Source organism: Ruegeria sp. CDSC002 (assembly GCF_059610905.1).
The window spans coordinates 261238-281116 of sequence record NZ_JBXWOM010000005.1 but is presented as its reverse complement, the minus strand read 5'-3'; the positions used below and the strand labels follow the sequence as shown (position 1 = coordinate 281116).

19 protein-coding genes, 2 pseudogenes and 1 riboswitch are annotated in these 19879 nt (G+C 57.4%); of the genes and pseudogenes, 4 read left to right on the top strand and 17 right to left on the bottom strand.

The genetic code is table 11. From position 1 onward, the window contains the following. Window positions 1-8: 8 nt before the first annotated feature. The 10 genes and pseudogenes from napH to AC2FJE_RS11590 all read right to left on the bottom strand — a co-directional run bounded on the left by napH (window position 9) and on the right by AC2FJE_RS11590 (window position 8327). On the bottom strand, window positions 9-926 hold the full coding sequence (gene napH, locus AC2FJE_RS11635) for a quinol dehydrogenase ferredoxin subunit NapH (protein WP_109311112.1): 918 nt from the start codon (window positions 924-926) through the stop codon (window positions 9-11). After that, the gene (gene napG / locus AC2FJE_RS11630; RefSeq protein ID WP_282151974.1) at window positions 923-1741 is read right to left on the bottom strand and encodes a ferredoxin-type protein NapG; all 819 of its coding nucleotides are present in this window, start codon (window positions 1739-1741) and stop codon (window positions 923-925) included. Before napG ends, napH begins: the two co-directional genes overlap by 4 nt. A gap of 27 nt (window positions 1742-1768) precedes the next feature. Further along, a complete protein-coding gene (gene napA, locus AC2FJE_RS11625) occupies window positions 1769-4261 on the bottom strand; it encodes a nitrate reductase catalytic subunit NapA (protein ID WP_058272023.1) in 2493 nt (830 codons plus the stop codon). Next, entirely contained in the window at window positions 4258-4551 is a 294-nt protein-coding gene (locus AC2FJE_RS11620) for a chaperone NapD (protein ID WP_058276663.1), read from the bottom strand. The genes napA and AC2FJE_RS11620 overlap by 4 nt, the downstream gene beginning before the upstream one ends. Further along, entirely contained in the window at window positions 4548-4748 is a 201-nt protein-coding gene (locus AC2FJE_RS11615; protein ID WP_282119520.1) for a 4Fe-4S dicluster domain-containing protein, read from the bottom strand. The genes AC2FJE_RS11620 and AC2FJE_RS11615 overlap by 4 nt, the downstream gene beginning before the upstream one ends. Window positions 4749-4808: 60 nt before the next feature. Continuing rightward, window positions 4809-5063, bottom strand: a pseudogene (locus AC2FJE_RS11610) (4Fe-4S binding protein); the annotation flags it as partial. Between the two features lie 149 nt (window positions 5064-5212). After that, window positions 5213-6226 carry a FecCD family ABC transporter permease gene (locus AC2FJE_RS11605; protein WP_058272020.1) on the bottom strand — a complete coding sequence of 338 codons (1014 nt, stop codon included), beginning with the start codon at window positions 6224-6226 and terminating at the stop codon, window positions 5213-5215. Window position 6227: 1 nt separating this feature from the next. Next, window positions 6228-7178, bottom strand: a complete 951-nt coding sequence (locus AC2FJE_RS11600; RefSeq protein ID WP_282119345.1) for an ABC transporter substrate-binding protein — start codon at window positions 7176-7178, stop codon at window positions 6228-6230. 10 nt (window positions 7179-7188) lie between these two features. Then, on the bottom strand, window positions 7189-7974 hold the full coding sequence (locus AC2FJE_RS11595; RefSeq protein ID WP_109311106.1) for an ABC transporter ATP-binding protein: 786 nt from the start codon (window positions 7972-7974) through the stop codon (window positions 7189-7191). Then, a complete protein-coding gene (locus AC2FJE_RS11590) occupies window positions 7971-8327 on the bottom strand; it encodes a DUF1636 family protein (protein ID WP_496755834.1) in 357 nt (118 codons plus the stop codon). The genes AC2FJE_RS11595 and AC2FJE_RS11590 overlap by 4 nt, the downstream gene beginning before the upstream one ends. Window positions 8328-8428: 101 nt before the next feature. Further along, window positions 8429-8634: riboswitch (cobalamin riboswitch) on the bottom strand. A gap of 148 nt (window positions 8635-8782) precedes the next feature. Between AC2FJE_RS11590 and AC2FJE_RS11585 the strand changes: the two genes are divergently transcribed. Together AC2FJE_RS11585 and AC2FJE_RS11580 are read left to right on the top strand one after the other, a co-directional pair. Then, on the top strand, window positions 8783-10222 hold the full coding sequence (locus AC2FJE_RS11585; RefSeq protein ID WP_496760959.1) for a bifunctional enoyl-CoA hydratase/phosphate acetyltransferase: 1440 nt from the start codon (window positions 8783-8785) through the stop codon (window positions 10220-10222). Beyond that, complete coding sequence (locus AC2FJE_RS11580; protein ID WP_496755837.1) at window positions 10215-11384, top strand: acetate/propionate family kinase; 1170 nt, start codon at window positions 10215-10217, stop codon at window positions 11382-11384. Before AC2FJE_RS11585 ends, AC2FJE_RS11580 begins: the two co-directional genes overlap by 8 nt. Before the next feature lie 6 nt (window positions 11385-11390). Here the strand turns inward: AC2FJE_RS11580 and AC2FJE_RS11575 are convergent, their stop codons facing one another. The 7 genes and pseudogenes from AC2FJE_RS11575 to AC2FJE_RS11545 form a co-directional block, all read right to left on the bottom strand. Next, entirely contained in the window at window positions 11391-11861 is a 471-nt protein-coding gene (locus AC2FJE_RS11575) for a phage holin family protein (protein WP_058272016.1), read from the bottom strand. A 10-nt stretch (window positions 11862-11871) separates the two neighbouring features. Next, window positions 11872-12147, bottom strand: coding sequence for a hypothetical protein (locus AC2FJE_RS11570; protein ID WP_282151981.1), 276 nt, complete (start codon window positions 12145-12147; stop codon window positions 11872-11874). Window positions 12148-12312: 165 nt separating this feature from the next. Next, window positions 12313-12978 (bottom strand): D-lyxose/D-mannose family sugar isomerase, encoded by a 666-nt coding sequence (locus AC2FJE_RS11565; RefSeq protein WP_282119350.1) that lies wholly within the window; start codon window positions 12976-12978, stop codon window positions 12313-12315. Window positions 12979-12995: 17 nt separating this feature from the next. Further along, window positions 12996-13922 carry a carbohydrate kinase family protein gene (locus tag AC2FJE_RS11560; RefSeq protein WP_496755840.1) on the bottom strand — a complete coding sequence of 309 codons (927 nt, stop codon included), beginning with the start codon at window positions 13920-13922 and terminating at the stop codon, window positions 12996-12998. Window positions 13923-13959: 37 nt separating this feature from the next. After that, on the bottom strand, window positions 13960-14940 hold the full coding sequence (locus AC2FJE_RS11555) for a glucokinase (RefSeq protein WP_496760979.1): 981 nt from the start codon (window positions 14938-14940) through the stop codon (window positions 13960-13962). A gap of 42 nt (window positions 14941-14982) precedes the next feature. Next, window positions 14983-16284, bottom strand: a pseudogene (locus AC2FJE_RS11550) (GH1 family beta-glucosidase); the annotation flags it as partial. Window positions 16285-16286: 2 nt separating this feature from the next. Continuing rightward, window positions 16287-17318 carry a LacI family DNA-binding transcriptional regulator gene (locus AC2FJE_RS11545; RefSeq protein WP_496755842.1) on the bottom strand — a complete coding sequence of 344 codons (1032 nt, stop codon included), beginning with the start codon at window positions 17316-17318 and terminating at the stop codon, window positions 16287-16289. Between the two features lie 216 nt (window positions 17319-17534). Here AC2FJE_RS11545 and AC2FJE_RS11540 point away from each other — a divergent pair, with 216 nt between their 5' ends. Together AC2FJE_RS11540 and AC2FJE_RS11535 are read left to right on the top strand one after the other, a co-directional pair. After that, entirely contained in the window at window positions 17535-18803 is a 1269-nt protein-coding gene (locus tag AC2FJE_RS11540; protein WP_058276650.1) for an ABC transporter substrate-binding protein, read from the top strand. Between the two features lie 66 nt (window positions 18804-18869). After that, window positions 18870-19877: a carbohydrate ABC transporter permease gene (locus tag AC2FJE_RS11535; protein ID WP_496755844.1), complete on the top strand. Its 1008-nt coding sequence runs from the start codon at window positions 18870-18872 to the stop codon at window positions 19875-19877. Window positions 19878-19879 lie beyond the last annotated feature (2 nt).

Below are 19879 nucleotides of genomic sequence, written 5' to 3'. Positions count from 1 at the left end.
GCACTCCCTCAGATAGGTCTGGCTGCGCGCGGATCGGGCGCGGGAACTGGATCAGTAGGTGCGGCGACCTTGTCGTCGAACCGGTGAGTAAATTTGAAGACGTCGACGGCGCACACGTCGATGCAACGACCGCAGGTGGTGCAGTCAGGGGAAAGGATCAGTGGTGTGGAACCCGACTTACCCTTCAGCGCAGGAGATATGACCTGATTTTCTGGGCAAACGGCATAGCAATCCATGCAATCATCGCAGGCTGCGCGATTTGAGGCGCTGACCCGCAGCAAACCTTTGGCACCAATCAGGCCGTAAAATGCGCCAACCGGACAGATGTGACCGCACCAGCCGTGGCGCGAAACGAACAGGTCGAACACGAAGATGGCAATGATCATGGCCCACACGAACCCCGCGCCAAAAATCAGCCCGCGATGCAGCATGGTGATCGGGTTGACCAGCTCCCATGCGATCATGCCTGTAGCGCCCGAGACGATTAGGACGGTGGCCAATATCCAAAGGCGGGTGCTGCGCTTGGGCTGCCAGCCTTTCGGCAGGTCCAAACGTCTGTGCAACCAGTTGGCTGCGTCGGTGACTGGGTTGATCGGACAAACCCATGAACAATAGACGCGCCCACCAATCAGAGCGTAAGCGGCGAGAACGATCACTCCGCCGATCAGGGCCGTCAATTCCGGCCAATGCCCGGCGATCGCGCTTTGCAGTAAGATAAATGGGTCGGTCAGCGGTAGCACGCCCAGCGTCAAAGAACCCGCGAGCGTGCCTTGCACGATCCAGATGCCGAACCACGGTCCCAGAAGAAACACAGCCAGAAAGAGCAACTGGCTTGCGCGGCGCAGCAGCAGGTATTTGTGGGCGCGCACCCAACCTTTTTCTTCGATGGCCTCCATTCCGGCCGGCATATGTGTGCGTGCACTCATTGTCCGACCCCCGGCAAATCGTATGCTGGTGCGAACCCGCCCGGCGCGGCAAGGTTGTCGGTGCCCGGACCGGGCAGACGGTCCGGCAGATCGATGAGGCCTTCGACTAGGGGACCGCCTTTGGCCTCTTTCTCTTCCCAGCCTTTGCGGTAGTGATCGGCACTGCTGGCGCGCGCCAGACGCGCAGGCAGGACCTTGATCGCGGCCTCGGGCAGAACGCAACTTTTCTCGCACATGCCGCAGCCTGTGCAGTGGTCCGCATGAACTGTCGGGATGAACAGTGCGTGGTGGCCTGAACGTTCGTTATGGGCCGTTTCCAGCGTGATTGCCTCATCAATCACGGGGCAGACGCGATAGCAGACATCGCAGCGCAGGCCGAGGAAGTTCAGGCAGTTCTCCTGATCGACAAGGACGGCAACACCCATCTTGGCATCATCAATATTGTCGAGGGCCGGATCCAATGCACCGGTGGGGCAGGCGGCCACGCAAGGGATGTCGTCACACATTTCACAAGGCACATCCCGCGCTGTGAAATAGGGCGTCCCTGTAGCAACCGCATCCACGCCCAATTCCGCCAGTTTCAATGTGTCGTAAGGGCAATCCCGCACGCAAAGCCCGCAGCGAATGCAAGCGGACAGAAACGCCTCTTCCGGTAGCGCGCCGGGGGGGCGCAACGCTTCGGCCGGCAACGCGCGGGCATCGCGGGCAAGCCATGCCAACAATGACCCGGCGACCACACAGCCGCCCGACGCACGCGCCGCATCCTGCAGGAAGCGACGCCGTTGCGGCGAAAGAGGTTTACCTTCAAAGGGCATGGGGACGGCCTTTGCCTCGCTTGTCCGTTACGCGCGCTCGACCTTACAGGCGCATTTCTTGTAGTCGGTCTCTTTCGACAGCGGGCAAGTCGCGTCCAGCGTCAGCTTGTTGGTCAGCTGATGCTCGTCGAACCATGGCATAAAGACCAATCCGCGTGGCACCTTGTTGCGGCCGCGCGTTTCAACCCGGCTGGTCACCTCGCCCCTGCGGGTGGAGAGTACGATCTCTTGCCCACGGCGCAGACCGCGATCCTTGGCGTCCTCCGGGTGCATGTAGACAACGGCTGACGGAAACGCGCGATGCAGTTCGGGCACGCGGCGGGTCATCGAGCCTGAATGCCAGTGTTCCAGCACACGACCGGTGGATAGCCACAGATCGAATTCCTCATCCGGTTCCTCGGCGGCGGGCTCATAGGGGGCAAAGATGATCTTGGCCTTGCCGTCCTCGTAGCCGTAGAACTTAACGTCTGCGCCTTCCGGCACATACGGATCATACCCTTCGCGGAAGCGATAGAGTGTTTCCTTGCCGTCGACGACAGGCCAGCGCATGCCACGGGCTTCGTGATACATCTCGAACGGAGCAAGGTCGTGCGCGTGGCCGCGTCCGAAATCGGCATATTCTTCAAACAGACCTTTCTGAACGTAGAAGCCGAAATGCTCCGCGTCGTCGTTGTGGAACCCTTCCGCCGTTTCCGACAGCGGGAACTGGTCGACCTTACCGTTGGCATAAAGCACGTCATACATGGTCTTGCCGCGATGCTCGGGCATCTTGGCCAGCAGCTCTTCGCCCCAGACCTCTTCGATGGTAAAACGTTTCGCGAATTCCATCAGCTGCCACAGGTCCGACTTGGCCTCACCCGGTGCCTGCACCTGTTGACGCCAGAATTGCGTACGGCGTTCGGCGTTGCCATAGGCGCCTTCTTTCTCAACCCACATGGCCGTGGGAAGGATCAAGTCGGCCGAAACTGCGGTGACAGTTGGGTAAGGATCCGAGACTGTGATGAAGTTTTCCGGGTTACGGTAACCAGGATAGCCTTCTTCGTTGATGTTGGGCGCGGCTTGCATGTTGTTGTTGCACTGGACCCAATAGGCATTCAGTTCGCCGTCCTTCAGTTTGCGGTGCTGCAACACGGCGTGGAAGCCGGGCTTGGGCGGGATAGTGCCCTCGGGGATGTTCCATGCGGTTTCGCAGATTTCGCGGTGCTTATCACTCGTAACAACCATGTCCGCCGGCAGACGGTGGGCAAAGGTCCCCACCTCACGCGCCGTACCACAGGCCGACGGTTGACCCGTCAGCGAGAACGGTGAGTTTCCGGGTTCGGAAATCTTTCCCACCAGCAAGTGCACGTTATACATCAGCGAATTCACCCAGGACCCACGGGTGTGCTGGTTGAAGCCCATGGTCCACAAGCTCATCACTTTACGGTTCGGGTCGGCATATTGCTGGGCCAGTTTCTCCAGCTTGTCTGCAGGGACACCAGACAGTTCAGAGGTATATTCCAGCGTGTAGGGCGCGACGGCTTCGGCGTATTCTTCGAAACTGATCGGATCCATCTTGCCCGAGTTCGGATTTTCGGCTTCTTGCTGCAGTGCGTTGGTGTCGCGCAGGCCATAGCCGATATCGGTGGCGGTTTTGGTGATGTTGACGTGCTTCTTGACGAAGTCTTCGTTTACCGCGCCATTTTGAATGATGTAGTTGGCGATGTAGTTCAGGATCGCCAGATCGGTCTGCGGTTCAAAAACGATGCCGTTGTCCGCCAGTTCAAACGAGCGATGCTCAAACGTCGACAGTACATGCACTTCGCAATCCGGTTTGGTCAGACGTGTATCGGTGAGGCGCGACCACAGGATCGGGTGCATCTCGGCCATGTTCGAACCCCACAGAACGAACGTGTCCGCGTGCTCAAAATCGTCATAGCAGCCCATTGGCTCATCAATGCCGAAGGAGCGCATAAAGCCCACAACGGCTGATGCCATACAGTGCCGTGCGTTGGGGTCAATATTGTTGGACCGGAACCCGGCTTTCATCAGTTTGGATGCCGCATAGCCTTCCCAAACCGTCCATTGCCCGGAACCAAACATGCCGACACTGGTCGGGCCTTTCTTGGCCAGCGCCTCTTTCCATTTTGCGGCCATGACATCGAACGCTTCGTCCCAGCTTACCGGCTCGAATTCACCGTTTTTGTCGTATTCGCCATTGGTCTTGCGTAGCAAAGGTGTAGTCAGTCGATCCTTGCCGTACATAATCTTGGACAGGAAATAACCCTTGATACAGTTCAGCCCCCGGTTCACCGGCGCGTCGGGGTCGCCTTGCGTCGCAACGACACGACCTTCTTTGGTGCCAACCAGAACAGAGCAGCCTGTACCACAGAACCGGCAAGCCGCCTTGTCCCACCGGATGTCTGGCGCTCCGGCCTGGGCATTGGCTTGACCGGCCGCCAACGGAATACCAGCGGCTGACGCCGTTGCTGCGGCCGCAGAGGCCTTGAGAAAAGTCCGACGGGATTCAGAATGTGTCATTGCGTGGGCCTCCGGCTGGTGGTTGGGCTTGGGGCATCGGGCTGCGGATGGGCGTCCGCGAGATCCTCGAAATGGTGATAAGTCAGGGTCAAAGAGATGACGCCTGGGATCTGGTGCAGATCCATGATGGTTTCGGATGCAAGACGGGTTGGAGTGTCTTCGACGACGACAACAAATCGGCCATCTTCCGTTTCAGCGTGAATTTCGACACCCGGCGTGCCCTTCATCACGCGCGCTGCTGCGCTCGTGTGATCAGGTGCGACATGGGCGAGACAACCGCAGATGTTCATTGAGTAGCTTCCATTTGTGGTTGAGGTTGGCGTTCCAGCGCAATGGCATCGGCGGGACATAAACTTGGGCAAATCCCGCAGCCGTTGCATGTATCAAGGTCAAGCACCGGCTCTGCGCGGCCGCCGGTCATCAGTTTGAAACGGATCGCGCTTTGTTCGCAATTGTCCTGACAGATGCGGCAACTGATGCCGTTCATAGATAGGCAGGTGTCCGCTGTAAGCGCGGCGCGCCATGGCCAATCTGGCAAACGGTCAATCGATATCGCTTCGGTTGGACAAATACGGGCGCAGTCACCGCAGAAGGTGCAGGGATTGTCAGTGGGCTGGAAGCGGGGATATCCATCTGTCCCGATGACGATCGCATCTTCGGGGCAAGTATCTGCGCAATCACCACATTTACTGCATGTTTCAACAAAGCACAGCTCAACCGAGCCCGGAGGTCTGGCGATATTGCCGTCCTCTGGTCTGATCTTTGCGCTTAGAAACGCGCGTCGGCTGGTCAGTTGTTGCATTGCGTGCGACCTGGCTACACTCGATTCCTGTAATCGAGTGTATCGCATACCGTGATCTGTGGGGGCCTTTTTTGATTTAGGTCATTTGGCCTGTTAAATATTAGTCATTTAGGAAACTTTAATTTTTTTGCCGAAGCGACCCTTTGAGATCATCTGCGAGGGCGCGCGGTTCGGATTAGTAGAAGAAAAACAAAAACCGATCCCAGCGATGTCGTGACAATCCCAACAGGCAGCTCTTGCGGGGCAAGCAACAGACGGCTCAGGATATCCGAGCCTGTAAGCAAAGCTGCTCCGACAATGGCGGCGGTAGGCACAAGCTGGCTGTGCAAAGGCCCCGCGATACCGCGTGCGATGTGGGGAACCATCAAGCCGACAAAACCGATCACACCCGCGACGGACACAAACACAGCAGTCGCAAGAGCGGCCACGAAGAACATCCGGAACCGTAAGCCTTGAACGGGCACACCCAGGGTGGCGGCCGTCAAATCACCAGTCAGCAGTGCATCAAGCCAGCGGCTACGGTACATTGCATAGGCGAGGATCAATGCTAAACCTGCGCAGACCAGCGGGAATGTCTCCCACCGGGCAAGACCCAAACCCCCAAGCATCCAGAAGATAACCGAATGGGCCGCACGGCTGTCGCCCGCGAAAATCAGATAATTGGTAATAGCTGAAAACAAAAACGAAACCGCAAGCCCCGCGAGGATCAGTTTTTCGGGCGCGCTTGTGCGCAGCCCATGAACCAAAGCCAGCACAATACCTGATGCGACAAGCCCTCCGAAAAACGCGGCCAGTGGCAGGGTCCAAAAGCCCAGCACATCTCCGGTTACTGTAATGACAAAGACAGCTCCCGCCGCAGCGCCAGAGGACAGGCCGAACAGAAACGGGTCCGCCAGATCGTTGCGTGTGGTGGTTTGCAGGACAACGCCGACGATGCCCAGCCCAGCACCGATCACGGCGGCAAACAGCGCGCGTGGTAAGCGCAGGTCAAACACGATGCGGTGGAGCGGAGACATTTCCCCTTCCACTATTCCCGTGCCCAACAAGACACCGGCCAGTGCGTCAGAGGCCGGAATGGATGTGGTCCCGTAGACCGTCGAGGTTAGCAAAAGGGCGGCCAATACAGCCGCCCCCAGCAAGAGTGTAAGGCCAAGTCGGCCCATATCAGTTCAGGCCCGGGTGCATGGCTTTGGCCATTTTCGAAATTGCTTCGATATTTGCCGGTCCGGGTGTCAGTTCCTCGTAGCGCAGACCAATCCAGCGTTCGTTCTTGACCGCGTCCGTCTGAGACATCACGGGATGGTCCTGCAGGAACTTGAAGGTATCTGCGGCGCCATTTCCAGTTTGATAATCAAGTAAAACCAGGAATTCCGGGTTCGAAGCGGCAACAGCCTCCCACGAGGAACGTCCCCAGCTGGTGTCCATGTCATGGGTGACGTTCTCGCCGCCAGCGGCAGCAATCATCGCGTCGGGAATGGCAAACTTACCAGCCGTAAACGGGGCATCGGCGGGGCCGTCCAGCAGGAAAACGCGGGGCTTCGGCAGGTCGGCCGTCTGTGTTTGAATCGCGGACAGTTCCTCCTTCCAGCCGGAAACCAGCTCTTCTGCCTTGTCTTCAACGTGCATTACTTTGCCCAAGCGAAGGACGTCGGTGAACAGCAAATCCATGCTGGCTTCTGGGCGATCCTTATCCAGGTGTACGCAGCTTTCCGTCAGGATCATCGTTTTGATGCCAAACGGCGCAAGCGTGTCGGGGGTCACGTCACCGCCCGGCTTCATCCCATAGTACCAGCCCGCAAAGAAAAGGTCGGGTTCGACAGCGACCAGATTTTCAACTGTCGGGTACTTAGGCGCAAGTTCCGGGATGTCGCCGCGCAGTGTGTCAAACTCGGGGCTGGTTTTGTACCAGCCAGTGATGCCCGTCAGGCCAACGACCTTGTCCTGCAAACCCAGCGCAAAGGCCATGTCGGTCATGTTCATGTCGTGTACGACCAGCCGCTCGGGTTGAGTTTCAAACACCAGCGGCTCGCCGCAATTGTCGACGGTGATCTCGCGCGCTGTTGTGGCACTTGCAATGCCAGTGATCAGTGCAGCGCACCAGAGAGTTTTGTTCATGTTATTTTTCCTAGTTTGAGGTAGTGGTTCTTCGGATATCCAGTGCCGGGATCATGCGGCCTTCGTGCTGAAAGCTAAGAAAATCGACGCCAAACGTTTCACGGACCCTTTCGGGTGTCAGCACTTCGTGCACGGGGCCGAAACCGGTCAGGCGCGTGGATTTCATCAACGCGACATGGGTCGCGAATTCCGGGATCATGACCAGATCATGGACGATCATGACCACCGTAATGCCCAGCTCGGCTACCAGCGACAGCATCCGTCCCTTGGCGTCCGGGTCCAGATGGTTCGTCGGCTCATCCAGGAACAAAAGCGACGGGTTTTGCGCCAGCGCCCTTGCGATATGAGCGCGCTGGCGTTCCCCGCCGGATAACACGGCCATCCGCTTGTCGGCGAGGGCGACGAGTCCGGTCAGCTTCAAGATGCGGTCCAATTCCAAGGCGTGCTCAGCCGCAGATCGATCAGCGCGGATGGGGATTTGCCCAAGGGCCACGTAATCGCGCAGAAACAAACGCCCGTCCGGCGATTCCTGCTGACTGACCACGGCGATCATTCGGGCGCGGTCCATCGCCGAAAGCTGCCGAAGGCTGCGCCCCTTTACCAAAACGTCCCCCAGCACAATCTCTTCACCGCCGCACAAAAGATTCAGCAGCGTTGTCTTACCCGCACCGTTTGGGCCGGCAATTGCCAGAGTGGCCCCTTCATTCAGTTCGAAATTGATGTTTTGCAGCAGTACGTCGCCGTTCAGGGCGTAATACTCCAGCCCGCGCGCCTCAAGGAAAGCTCCGCAGGTCATGCGCTTGTCTCCACTTTTAGCCGCGGCAGGCGCGCCAGAGTCTTTTCAAGAAGGGCAGGCGGGCGCTGCGTTGCGCTGGTCCACCCATCCGCGATGCGATGGTATTGATGTGCAAATTCGGCCAAAGCATCCACGTCCTCAGCCGATTGGATGTCACCGAAAAGGTACTGCGCTTTGTCGAATGCCTGAAACCCGACGGTTGTGGGACGACCGCAACCGGCCATGCAGGAAACGCTTTGGATGTCAAAACTGGATGGAAGCTTGCTTGCAAGCGCAGCGCGCAATGAATCCGCCCGGTCAGAACCCTCGCAGGTCTCGCAAATCAGAAGGAAGTGATCAGGACTGATCGACATGGCCCACTCCGCCTGTTGCCAAGCGCGGGCAGAAGGTGCCAATCATGTCATCACGTCTTAGACGTGTCATAAAGCCTCCTTCCAGGACGCCCCGCCCCGGGTTGGTTGAACATCGGATGGTAGGTCTCCTGACTTGCGGGTCGTGGCTTGGCCATCCTTCCCGACCCATTTGGGGTCAGTGGGTATTTGGCGTCGCTCACCGCTTACAGTTGCGGGGGCAGTCACGGACTTGGCGCTTGTTGGCAACCTCACCGTATTCCCTTTTCATCCCGTGGCGAACCATAGGGAACCATCGCGGTGATGCTTGCCCGAGTTCCGAATTTGGGTCAAGCGATAATCCGCGCCGCCCCACGCACAGAGGTCATTTGTCATTTGCCAATGATCTGACTACGCTGCGTTGCAGAAATGTAGCAACAAAGGTGGATATGTTCTGGTTCCGGGGGGCCGCACATCCAATGTTTGAAACAACGAACACGCTTTCAAAAACAAAGCCGGACGAGATGAAAATTCAAGAAAACAGAACCTATTCTCAACTGAAGGTGGGCGACAAGGCGCAGGTCACCCGATTGTGCACCGTGGACGACTTGTACGCGTTTGCCTCGGCTTCGGGTGACCACAACCCGCTAAATCTGGCGGCCTATGACGGAGATGGAGATGGACACCCCGAGGCTGTCGCGCCCGCTTTGTGGCCCGCGGGTCTGGTGGCTGCAGTCATTGGAAACATCTTACCGGGGGCCGGTACGCAAACACGTCGGGCGGACCTGAGTTTTCATGCTCCGGTTATGGCGGGCGAAGAACTGACCGCCTTTGTGGCTGTTACCGAAAAGCGTGAAGACGGCGACCTGACCTGTTCCGCCGAAGTGCGCCGGGTCGGGGATAACGCATTGATCCTGAGCGGTACCGTACAGGTCACGCCACCGTCGCGGCATTTGACCTTCGACTCGGTCGAGGTGCCGGGACTGATCGTTCAGCGTCACCGGCATTTCGTCGCTTTGTTGGAAAGGGTACGTCCTTTGGACCCGATGCCCACAGCGATCGTCGCCCCGGAAGAGCCGAATTCGCTAGGCGGGGCATTACTCGCGTTGGAAAGCGGCATCATTACTCCGATTTTGGTTGGCGACCCGGACAAAATCACCGCTGCTGCTGCCCAGCTTGGGGCCGATTTGTCCGGAGTTGAAATCATTGAAGCGCGAGACCACGAAGTGGCCGCCCAACGCGCGGTCGGGCTGGTCGTTGAAAGTAAGGCCCGGATGCTGATGAAGGGTCATTTGCACACGGATGTGTTGTTACGCGCCGTTCTGCGCAGGGAAAAAGGTCTGAGAACCGGGCGGCGGCTGTCGCATGTGTTCGTGATGGACGTGCCAGGCATGTCTCGACCCATCATGGTTACAGATGCGGCGGTGAATATCGCACCGGATCTCGAAACCAAGGCCGATATCGTTCAGAACGCCATCCATCTTGCGCATTCTATTGGCATCGAGATGCCCAAGGTTGGCGTCTTATCAGCGGTTGAGACCATCAACCCGCATTTACCGTCGTCTGTCGATGCCGCGCTGTTGTCGAAAATGGCCGAGCGTGGACAGATCACCGGCGGACTGGTCGATGGTCCCTTGGCCATGGACAACGCGGTTGATCTGAACGCGGCGCGGACAAAAGGCATTACCTCACCAGTCGCGGGGGTCGCAGACATTCTGGTTGTTCCGAATATCGAAGCCGGCAACATGGTAGCCAAACAGCTGACATATATCTCTCATGCCGAGGCTGCCGGCGTTGTGATAGGTGCTGCGGCACCGATTATCCTGACATCTCGGGCAGATGATGATGCTTCGCGGCTGGCGTCTTGTGCTGTCGCGGCGCTGCATGCAATTGCGAATGAAGGCAAAATCCATGGCTGAACATGTTTTGGCGCTGAATGCCGGGTCGTCCTCGTTGAAATTCGCGCTTTACGAACTGGTCGAGGACCGACGTCCCAGTATGCGCTGGCGCGGTCAAATCGAGCGGTTGGGGGATGCCCCACGCCTGTTGGCCCAATCGGCAGGGGGGCGGTCTGTCGACCGTCAGCTGTCTGGGGCTAAGACCCATGACGAGGCCATCAGCGCGTTTCTTGAACTTACCCGCGAATACCTGCCGGACATTTACGTCCGGGCCGTGGGCCACCGCGTCGTTCACGGCGGACCAGTCTATTCGGAACCTGTCGTGGTGGACGAGCACGTTTTTGATACGCTAAGCGGTTTCATTCCCTTCGCGCCTTTGCACCAACCCTACAGCCTTGCGGGTATCAAGGCGGCCGCGGCAGCCTTTCCGGGTACCACCCAGATTGCGTGCTTCGATACCGCGTTTCACAGGACACACCCTTGGGTGAATGATACCTTCGCATTGCCTCAAAGATTCTACGAAAAGGGCGTTCGCAGATACGGGTTTCACGGGCTGAGCTATGACTACGTCTCGCAAAAGCTGAAAGAAATTGCGCCGGGTTTGTACGACGGCCGCGTCGTCATTGCGCATTTGGGAAATGGCGCGTCGATGTGTGCGGTGTCGGGTGGCCGGGCCGTGGCCTCGACCATGGGATTTTCGGCGCTCGACGGTCTGCCCATGGGCACCCGCAGCGGGCAATTGGACCCGGGGGTCGTGCTTTACATGATGCAGCAAGAAGGGATGGAGGCAGACGAAATCGCTGAGCTTCTCTATCGAAAGTCCGGCTTGCTTGGCCTGTCCGGCATGTCCTCGGACATGCGCACCCTGTTGGCTGCTGACACTCCGGACGCGCGCAAGGCGATTGAGTATTATGTCTTCCGCATCCGCCGTGAACTGGGCGCCTTGTCTGCCGCACTGGAAGGCATCGACGCTTTGGTCTTTACCGGAGGCATCGGTGAAAATGCCGCCCGTATCCGTCAGATGGTTTGCGAAGGGATGCGCTGGATCGGGATTGATATGGACCCGAACCGAAATGCCGACAACGCTACGGTTCTGTCCACTGATTTCAGCCGGGTGCGTATTCTGGCTATTCCCACAAACGAAGAGATGGTGATCGCGCGTGCAGCGGCGAGAATGGCATGATCGCTTCTAATCCGGTTTGTTTTTTCCACGTCGCGCGTATCTGAGCAGAACGCCTAGAACCGTGCTGATAATATCGGGTGACAGCATCCCGATCGGATCGCGCTTTAGGCCGACGATTGTGTTGCGCGCTTCGGCGAAGTTGTCCCGGACTTCGTCCTCGATGTCGTGCAGCGCCATATCCCGCAATTCGACGGCAGCCGAAGTGTCACTTTCGGCGGTCATGGAATTTGCGACCAGTGCGAGGATCACGGCCAGAACAAGGTTCACCCCGGCCACTATGATCGCGGCCAGAGACTTTGACATGGTCTCGGACAGCCAAAAGAACCCGGCGACGTTCAGCATGATTACGGCAAGCCCAACGGCTAACCCGGCAGCAGCGTAAAAGCCTGTGCGTTTCGCCGCGACGGACAGTTGCCTTTGAGCAATAAGACGCTCGGCTCGCAGGATGATCGAAATGTTGCGTGAAATGCGGTTCATGTTCGGGCTCCTACCGGGAACGGCCTAGAAGATAGCCAAGTGTGAAAATCCCAAGGGCGAATAGGATCGGCCTTTTATGTGGAAACTCCTCAAGCTCTGTCATGACTTCTTCTAATTGCGTTGACCACTCATCCAGGCTTTCGACAATTCCGTCCGTCATCGATTTGTGTGGATCAGCTTGTTTGCCGTTGTTCGAATCTGAGATGCTTTCTCGTGCGCTGGATTGTTCGGCCAGTTGACGCCGCAACTCTGCGACTTCGGCTTCTAGCTGTGCTTTGGTTACCATCACTTGGGTCCTTCGATGGTCGCGCAAAAATCAGGCTCGCGACTTTTTCCTTTGTCGAGGGCCATGTTAATTCGATTTTTTGAATTCGGGAAAGGGTGTTATCCCGATGCAGCGATCAGCACCCGGCCCGGATGTGATCAAGCCGGCGCACGCGCTATCCGTTTATCAATAGTCTGATACCAGTAAGAAATCGGGCTTTGTGTTTTCTTCAATCGTTGCAAAGCGCGGAATGGGATCCTCGAATACATTATCGGTCCGGTCATCGTTGACAGTTGACACTTCGCCAATCAGGCAGTCGCCCTGTTCCGCCCAGAATGCATGCCAGATACCCGGCATCAGGGTTACGCTCTGACCGGGTTTCAGCCGCAGCAACTCACCAGGTTTGATGGTGACAGGGCAGTTGTCGCTGGGAACAACCACCGGGTTATCCCGGTCTATACCGCCGTCCGGGTCCGAGGCATAAATCTCCATGACCAGATCGCCGCCGCCCCGGTTGATGATGTCTTCGGCCTTAATGATATGGCGATGCATCGGGGAGAGTTGCTTGTCCCGAGAAACCAAAAGCTTCTCTGCATAAAGCATCCCGCGACCTTTGTTCAGATCCTGCACATCGCCATTGCGCAGGGTAAATAGGAACAGGCCGAGCTCATCAAAACGGCCTTGACCATAGTCGGTGATGTCCCACCCGAGACCGCGGTCACGGATGCCTTGTGCCTGTGCGCTGCGCATTTGTTCCGGCGACCAGTTGGCAAAGGGGGGCAGGACGGCCCCGAACGAGCGAATGAAGGCCTCGGCTTCGGTTTTGATGTCGTTGATATCTGATCTTTTCATCTCGGTCCCTTAGGGGGTCAAAGTTCATGCGCCCACGGCGGGTTTGCGCCGGCGCGGGAAACGGTGATGGCGGCGACGTCTGCACCTTTGGCCAACGCCGCGCGCAAGACGTCTGGGTCTAACGTCCGAAGATTGGCCTTGGTCAATCGACCTGCACGGTCCAACTCAGCCAGAACGCCAGCGTTGAAAGTGTCACCGGCACCCACCGTATCGACCACCTCGACCGCTTTGACAGGCACCGAAGTTTCGGACCCGTCCACCAGATATCCCGACGCCCCATCACTGCCGCGTGTTACGATAACTACGGAAGGTCCTGCTTGCAGGAGTAGTGGGACTTTCTCGGCCAGTGTTTCAGGCCCTGGAACGATCCAGTCCAGATCTTCGTCCGAGACTTTCACGATATCAGATTGAGCGATCATACGGTTCAATCGTGTACGATACCGTGATTGATCCTTGATAAATCCGGGTCGGATGTTTGGGTCCAACATGACTGCCCGGTCTGATCCGTGGCGCTCCAACAGGGCCGCGTAGGCGTCCGCACAGGGTTCACATGCAAGACTGATCCCACCAAAATACAAGGCGGATACAGTAGGCAGCTGTTTTGGCATGTCCTCAGGCATCAACATGCGCCCAGCCGAGTTTTCGTCGACAAAGCTGTAGGTGGCATGGCCGTCCACTAGCTGTACAAAGGCCAGTGTCGTGGGGCGATCCGATCGGATCACATGGCTTGCTTCCACATGGCTGGCTTGCAGCGCGTCTGCCAGTTGCTGTCCGAACATATCTGTCGATAAGCCTGTCAACAGACCCGCCGGCGCGCCCAGCCGACCCAAAGCAATGGCTGTGTTGAAGACGGCACCACCGGAATGGGGTACGAAACCGCGCGACCCAGAAACGGTTGGCTCGGCGATCATGTCGATCAGGGCTTCACCGCAGCACAAAATCATGCCGTGGTCCTTTCTGTAACAGGGTCAGGCGGTCAGTTTACCGCGCGAGCGCACTTTTACAGAAATTGTTAGCGCCAACAATGCCAAATTCATCTTGCTCGGACACATACAGGTTCATTGAACGCCGCAAGTCACTGAACCGCCCACCGGCGTTAAAGGCATCCCGGAACGCATCCTTGAACAGCCACCGGTTTTTCTCGGCGACGCCACCCACAAGGAAAACACCTCCTGTCGGCATGTAGGCGACGGCCAGATCGCCCATAATAGCCCCAAGGTGGGTTTTGAACATATGCGCAGTTTTGACCGCAATCGGGTCGGATTCCGCCAGCGCGTCCTGCAGTATATCCTTGGCGCTGCGCCTTGGAGCATCGGTCTGTCCAGCAGCCATGCTGGCGGCTTGGTACAGAATGGGAATGCCGGTGCCGCTGAGGAACATTTCCGCTTCGAGCACTAGGCTGTCATCAAAGAAGCATTCGGGCGCGATATGGCGTGCCGCTTTGAAGACTTCGACCTCATCCTCGTGGCGTGGGGACAGTCCGACATGGCCTCCTTCGCCCGACGCGGTATGGTATCGCCCCTGGGAATACAGCAATGCGCCTACGCCTAGGCCAGTGCCGGGGCCCACAACCAGCCGGGTTCCGACCGGCGGTGTCTCAGCCCCTTGCAGGACCTCGACATGATCACCGGTGATTTCGGCGACCGACCAGGCGGCCGCGGTGAAGTCATTGATAACAAATGTGTGTTGCGCGCCTGTTGCCTTGCCGATGTCGCTTTCGGACAAATCAAGATGTGCATTTGTCAGGCGGATTGTCCCGTCTTTTACCGGACCTGCTCCGGCCGCGACGACGGCGCGTGGGTCGGTGCCAATCTCGTCACGCAGGCTGTGGAACGCATCTAGAAGCTCTGGCAACGACCCGGTTGGGTATTTGCGAAGGTCCGTCAGTTGTCCGTTCGAGATGACACCCAGTCGTGTGTTTGTGCCACCGATGTCCGCGACAAGATTCCAGTGCTCGTGCATTGTTCCGGCAGGCTGAGCCATCGGCAGAGAAACAGGCCCACCGGACAAGGCCGATTTCAGCGCGTTGTACGAGGCTTTTGGCGTCCGCTCGAGCGTATCGAAATCTACATCAACCAACCCGAACCGCTTTTCATAGCCAAAGGACCACTCGTAGTTATCCAACAAGGACCAGATGAAATAGCCCCTGACTGGAACGCCGTCGTCCAGCGCGTTTTGAACGGCACCAAGGTGTTTGTTGAGGTAGTCAATGCGGTCGTCATCTTGCTGGCGTTCCGGGCTCGCCATGCCGTTTTCGGTGACATAAATCGGCAAGTCGCCGGTATAATCGCGCACCGTACGGGTCAGAAAGCGCGTCAGGGCATCGGGTTCAATCTCCCACCCCATCTGTGTTTTGGGAAGCGGGCCGGGTACTTCTTCCACGCTTGGCCATGCGGTATCGGCAGGCGCGATCAGTTTGCGGGTATAGTAGTTCAGACCGCACCAATCGACGGGTGCACCAATGGTGTCAAAGTCGTCTTGCCAGCCGGATGGAAGATGAGGTTCCAACCCGTCCAGAACATTTTGCGGATAGGCTTTTTTGAACACACCACCTAGGAAAAACCGGTTGTAAATCCCGTCATAAAGGTCAGCCGCCTTGCGCGCAGCGGGGCTGTCATCGGCAGGTTCGGCCCATTCCAGATTGAACACAGCGCCCAGGTTTGACATGCCCAGACCACGCATCGCCTCAATGGCGCGGCCATGAGCCAGCAGAACATGATGCATGGCCCGTGCCGTCGCGCGAATGTCGCGCATTCCGGGTGCATGGTGGCCTTCAAAATGGCTCAGCCAGCTGACACACCACGGCTCATTGATTGGCGCTACACTGTACATGCGGTCGCCGATGCGGCCCATGATGACCTCGGCAAAGTCGGCAAACCAGCTTGCGATATCCCGGTTACGCCAGCCGCCCAGATCAGCAAGCGGAGAAGGCAATTCCCAATGATAAAGGGTCGCACAGGGCCGAATGCCGCGTTCCAGCAGCGCATCGGCGAGCCGGTCGTAATAGTCTAGGCCTGCCTGATTTACCGGGCCACGCCCTTCGGGTAAAACGCGCGCCCAGCTGGTCGAGAATCTGTAGCTATCAAAACCAGCATCACGCACCAAATCGAAATCCTGTGGAAAACGATTCAAGTGATCGCAGGCCAGATCTCCATTTTCGTTTCGCACCACGTTTCCGGGTGAGGCCGCAAAGCTATCCCAATGGGTTTTTCCTGCGCCGCCCTGTGCGTGTCCTTCGATTTGATAAGCCGAGGTTGCGACACCAAAGAGAAAATCTTTGGGGAAGTCCGAGCGTGTATATTTCATTTTCAGAACCTGTTTGGGGCGGGGCCGGTTGAGCCGCCAACTACCAGTTCGGCCTCCAGCAATCTAGTTTTCACCGGGTCTTCCGGAGATTTAATGCGTTCGATCAGCATTTCAGCCGCCATTTCTCCGGCCCTACGTACAGACGATCGTGTAGCGGTGAAAATCGGTACGTCCTGGCCGTTCTTCAGATAGGAAAGATCGTCGTCATGGGCGATGACCGAGACATCCTTGCCCATCTTCAACCCCGCTTCGTTGAGTGCACGGCGCACACCGATCGCGGAAATCATAGAGGCTGTCAGAATGGCCGTAGGGGGGTCATCCAGGCGAAGCATATCGCGGGTTTCATGGTGACCATAAACCTCGGTCATCTCGGCGCTGCGCATCAATTCCGGGTCGGGGGACAGGCCTGCCTCATGCAGGGCTTCAAGATATCCGTCGCGGCGACGTTGAGCGAAATCCATATCCTCAAGCCCGTTGATCAGGGCAATGCGACGATGCCCAAGGTCGATCAGAAACCGGGTGGCGCGCAGGAACGAACTTTTGTTGTTCACGTCGATCCAGTCATAGGGCACGTCTACCCCGGTCGATCTGCCATGAACGATAAAGGGCACGCCCATTCTGGTCAGGACCTCGATCCGATGCTCGTTGACTTTGGGGCCTTGCAAAACAATACCATCGACCGCGCCACGCTGGAAAAGACTGCGATAAGCTTCCTCGATCGAGGTGTCGTCTGCATTGGTGAACATCATGTCATATCCATGATCCGAATACTTGCGTGCAGCACCGGCGACAAAATCACCAAAAATCGGGTTCACCATTTCATGCTGGGATGAGGAGGGAATCACGTGCCCAATCACCATCGAGCGCCCTGTTGCCAATCCCTTGGCCCGGCTGTTCGGCCGATAGCCATGCTTGGCAGCGGCGGCTTGAACGCGCAGGCGCGTATCCTCGTTCACCTCGGGGTAACCATTCAGCGCGCGGCTGACAGTGGTTTGAGATAAACCAAGGATTTCTGAGAGCTGCTTTAGATTCATCTTCGCCTCAAAGCGCCTTCAAATTTGATCATTTGCAGATTTGCGGGCGCTTCCCACCCGACTGCCACATCTTTCTGACACAGCCCTGAATATTAATAATATGGGCATCAGTAAACAGATTATTGACAAAAATTGAATGTTAGCGGATAAAGTGCGTCATCCAAAGCGCTTTGAAAATGAGTCTCAAAGGCGCGAGCAAAGTTGGGAGGAAACTTCATGAAACACTCGCTTTATGCAGGCGCGGCCACGTTCGCCCTGATGGCGGGCGCGGCGTATGCCGACAAGGTCACCGTGTTTGGCCCGTGGCTGGGGCCTGATCAGGAAAATGTCGAAAAGGTTTTGGACGGCTTTGCCGCAGCGACCGGGCATGAGTACAGCTATGTGGGCTCGGACAGCTTTGAGCAGCAGATCAGAATTGATGCCGAAGCCGGATCGGCGCCCAACGTAGCAGTGTTTCCCCAACCCGGTCTGGCATCAGATATGGCCAAGGCGGGATTCCTGACACCCCTGAGTGAAGGAACTGCGGATTGGATTCGCGACAACTATGCGGCCGGTCAGTCGTGGGTGGATCTGGGAACCTATCAGGGCCCGGACGGGCAGGACCATCTGTATGGGTTTTTCTACAAGGTCGACGTGAAATCGCTGGTTTGGTTTGTGCCGGAGAACTTTGAAGACGCCGGCTATGAAATCCCGACCACAATGGAAGAGCTGAAGGCGCTGACCGATCAGATCGTTGCAGATGGTGAAACGCCCTGGTGCATCGGGCTGGGGTCCGGCGGAGCGACCGGTTGGCCAGCGACTGACTGGGTTGAAGACATGATGCTGCGCACGTTACCGCCCGAAGATTATGACGCCTGGGTCGCCAACGAATTGAAATTTAACGATCCTAAGGTTGTCGCCGCTATTGAAGAATTCGGAGCGTTTGCGCGCAACGATGATTACGTGGCCGGCGGAGCCGGTGCGGTTGCAACGACTGACTTCCGTGACAGCCCGAAGGGTATGTTCAGCTCGCCTCCGCAGTGTTACATGCACCGTCAGGCCTCGTTCATTCCCGCCTTCTTCCCCGAAGGTACGGTTGTGGGCGAGGATGCTGACTTCTTCTACTTCCCGGCCTATGAAGGTAAAGACCTCGGCAGCCCGGTCCTTGGGGCCGGCACAGTTTGGGCCATTACCAATGACAGCCCGGGCGCGCATGCGCTGATGAAATACCTGGAAACGCCGGAGGCGCACGAAGCCTGGATGGCTCTGACCGGGTTCCTGACGCCGCACAAAGGCGTCGATACCTCGGTCTTCTCAGACCCAACGCTGAAGAAGATGAACGACATTCTTCTGGGGGCCACCACCTTCCGGTTTGACGGTTCCGACCTTATGCCGGGCGGCGTGGGTGCAGGCACCTTCTGGACTGGAATGGTCGACTATACGGGCGGAACACCTGCCCAGGACGTCGCCGACGAAATCCAGTCCTCGTGGGACGCGCTGGACTAAAGCGTCTGAGATTGGGCAACCCGCTCTGTCGGGTTGCCCGAACCCATCGTCGCAAGGGAGAGCGGCATGCACCCGGCATTTCAAGGCCTGCTGACCATCGCCATCGGCGTGTCAGGTTGCGTGGGCTATTTCTATCTATCCAATCAGTTTCTGGACAGAGTTCTTTTCCCGCCTCGGGGGCCAAATGCTGGCCGCAATATCAACCGCGCGAACATGATCCGGCCTTGGTTGTTTCTGTTCCCGGCGATGGCTGCTTTGGGCTTGTATCTGGCCTATCCGGTTGTCGAAACCCTGCGCCTGTCACTGACTGATCGTGTCCCGGGCGGCGGCTACAAATGGGTCGGGCTGGACAACTATGTCCAGATGGCCAAGGAGCCCAAGTTTTGGGAAGCGATGCGCAACAACATGTTCTGGCTGATCATTGTGCCAGCAATGTCGACGGCCTTTGGCCTGTTGGTGGCACAGCTGACTGACCGCATTCGTTGGGGCAATCTCGCCAAGTCGCTGATCTTTATGCCAATGGCGATCTCGTTCGTGGGCGCATCGGTTATCTGGAAGCTGGTCTATGACACTCGTCCGGCTGAGCAAGACCAGATTGGCATGCTCAATGCGCTCTATATTTTCTTTGGCGGGACCGAGCCGCAGACTTGGTTGACGATACCGTTCTGGAACAGCTTTTTGCTGATGGTTGTCCTCATCTGGATCCAAACCGGTTTTGCCATGGTTATCCTATCGGCCGCCCTGCGCGGAATCCCCGAGGAAACGATTGAGGCCGCAATTCTGGATGGGGCTAATCCGTTTCAGATATTTTTCCGGATCAAAGTGCCGCAGATCAAAACCACTATCCTTGTCGTCTGGACCACGATTACGATCACCGTCCTCAAGGTCTTTGACATCGTTTTTGCAATGACCAATGGCCAGTGGGAAACGCAGGTCTTGGCCAACTACATGTATGACAAGCTGTTCCGCGCCAACGACTGGGGCGTCGGGTCGGCTTCGGCCATGGTGATCATGCTCTTAGTGGCTCCAATCCTTGTCTGGAATGTGCGCAACGCGCGGAAAGAGATGGAGTAGGG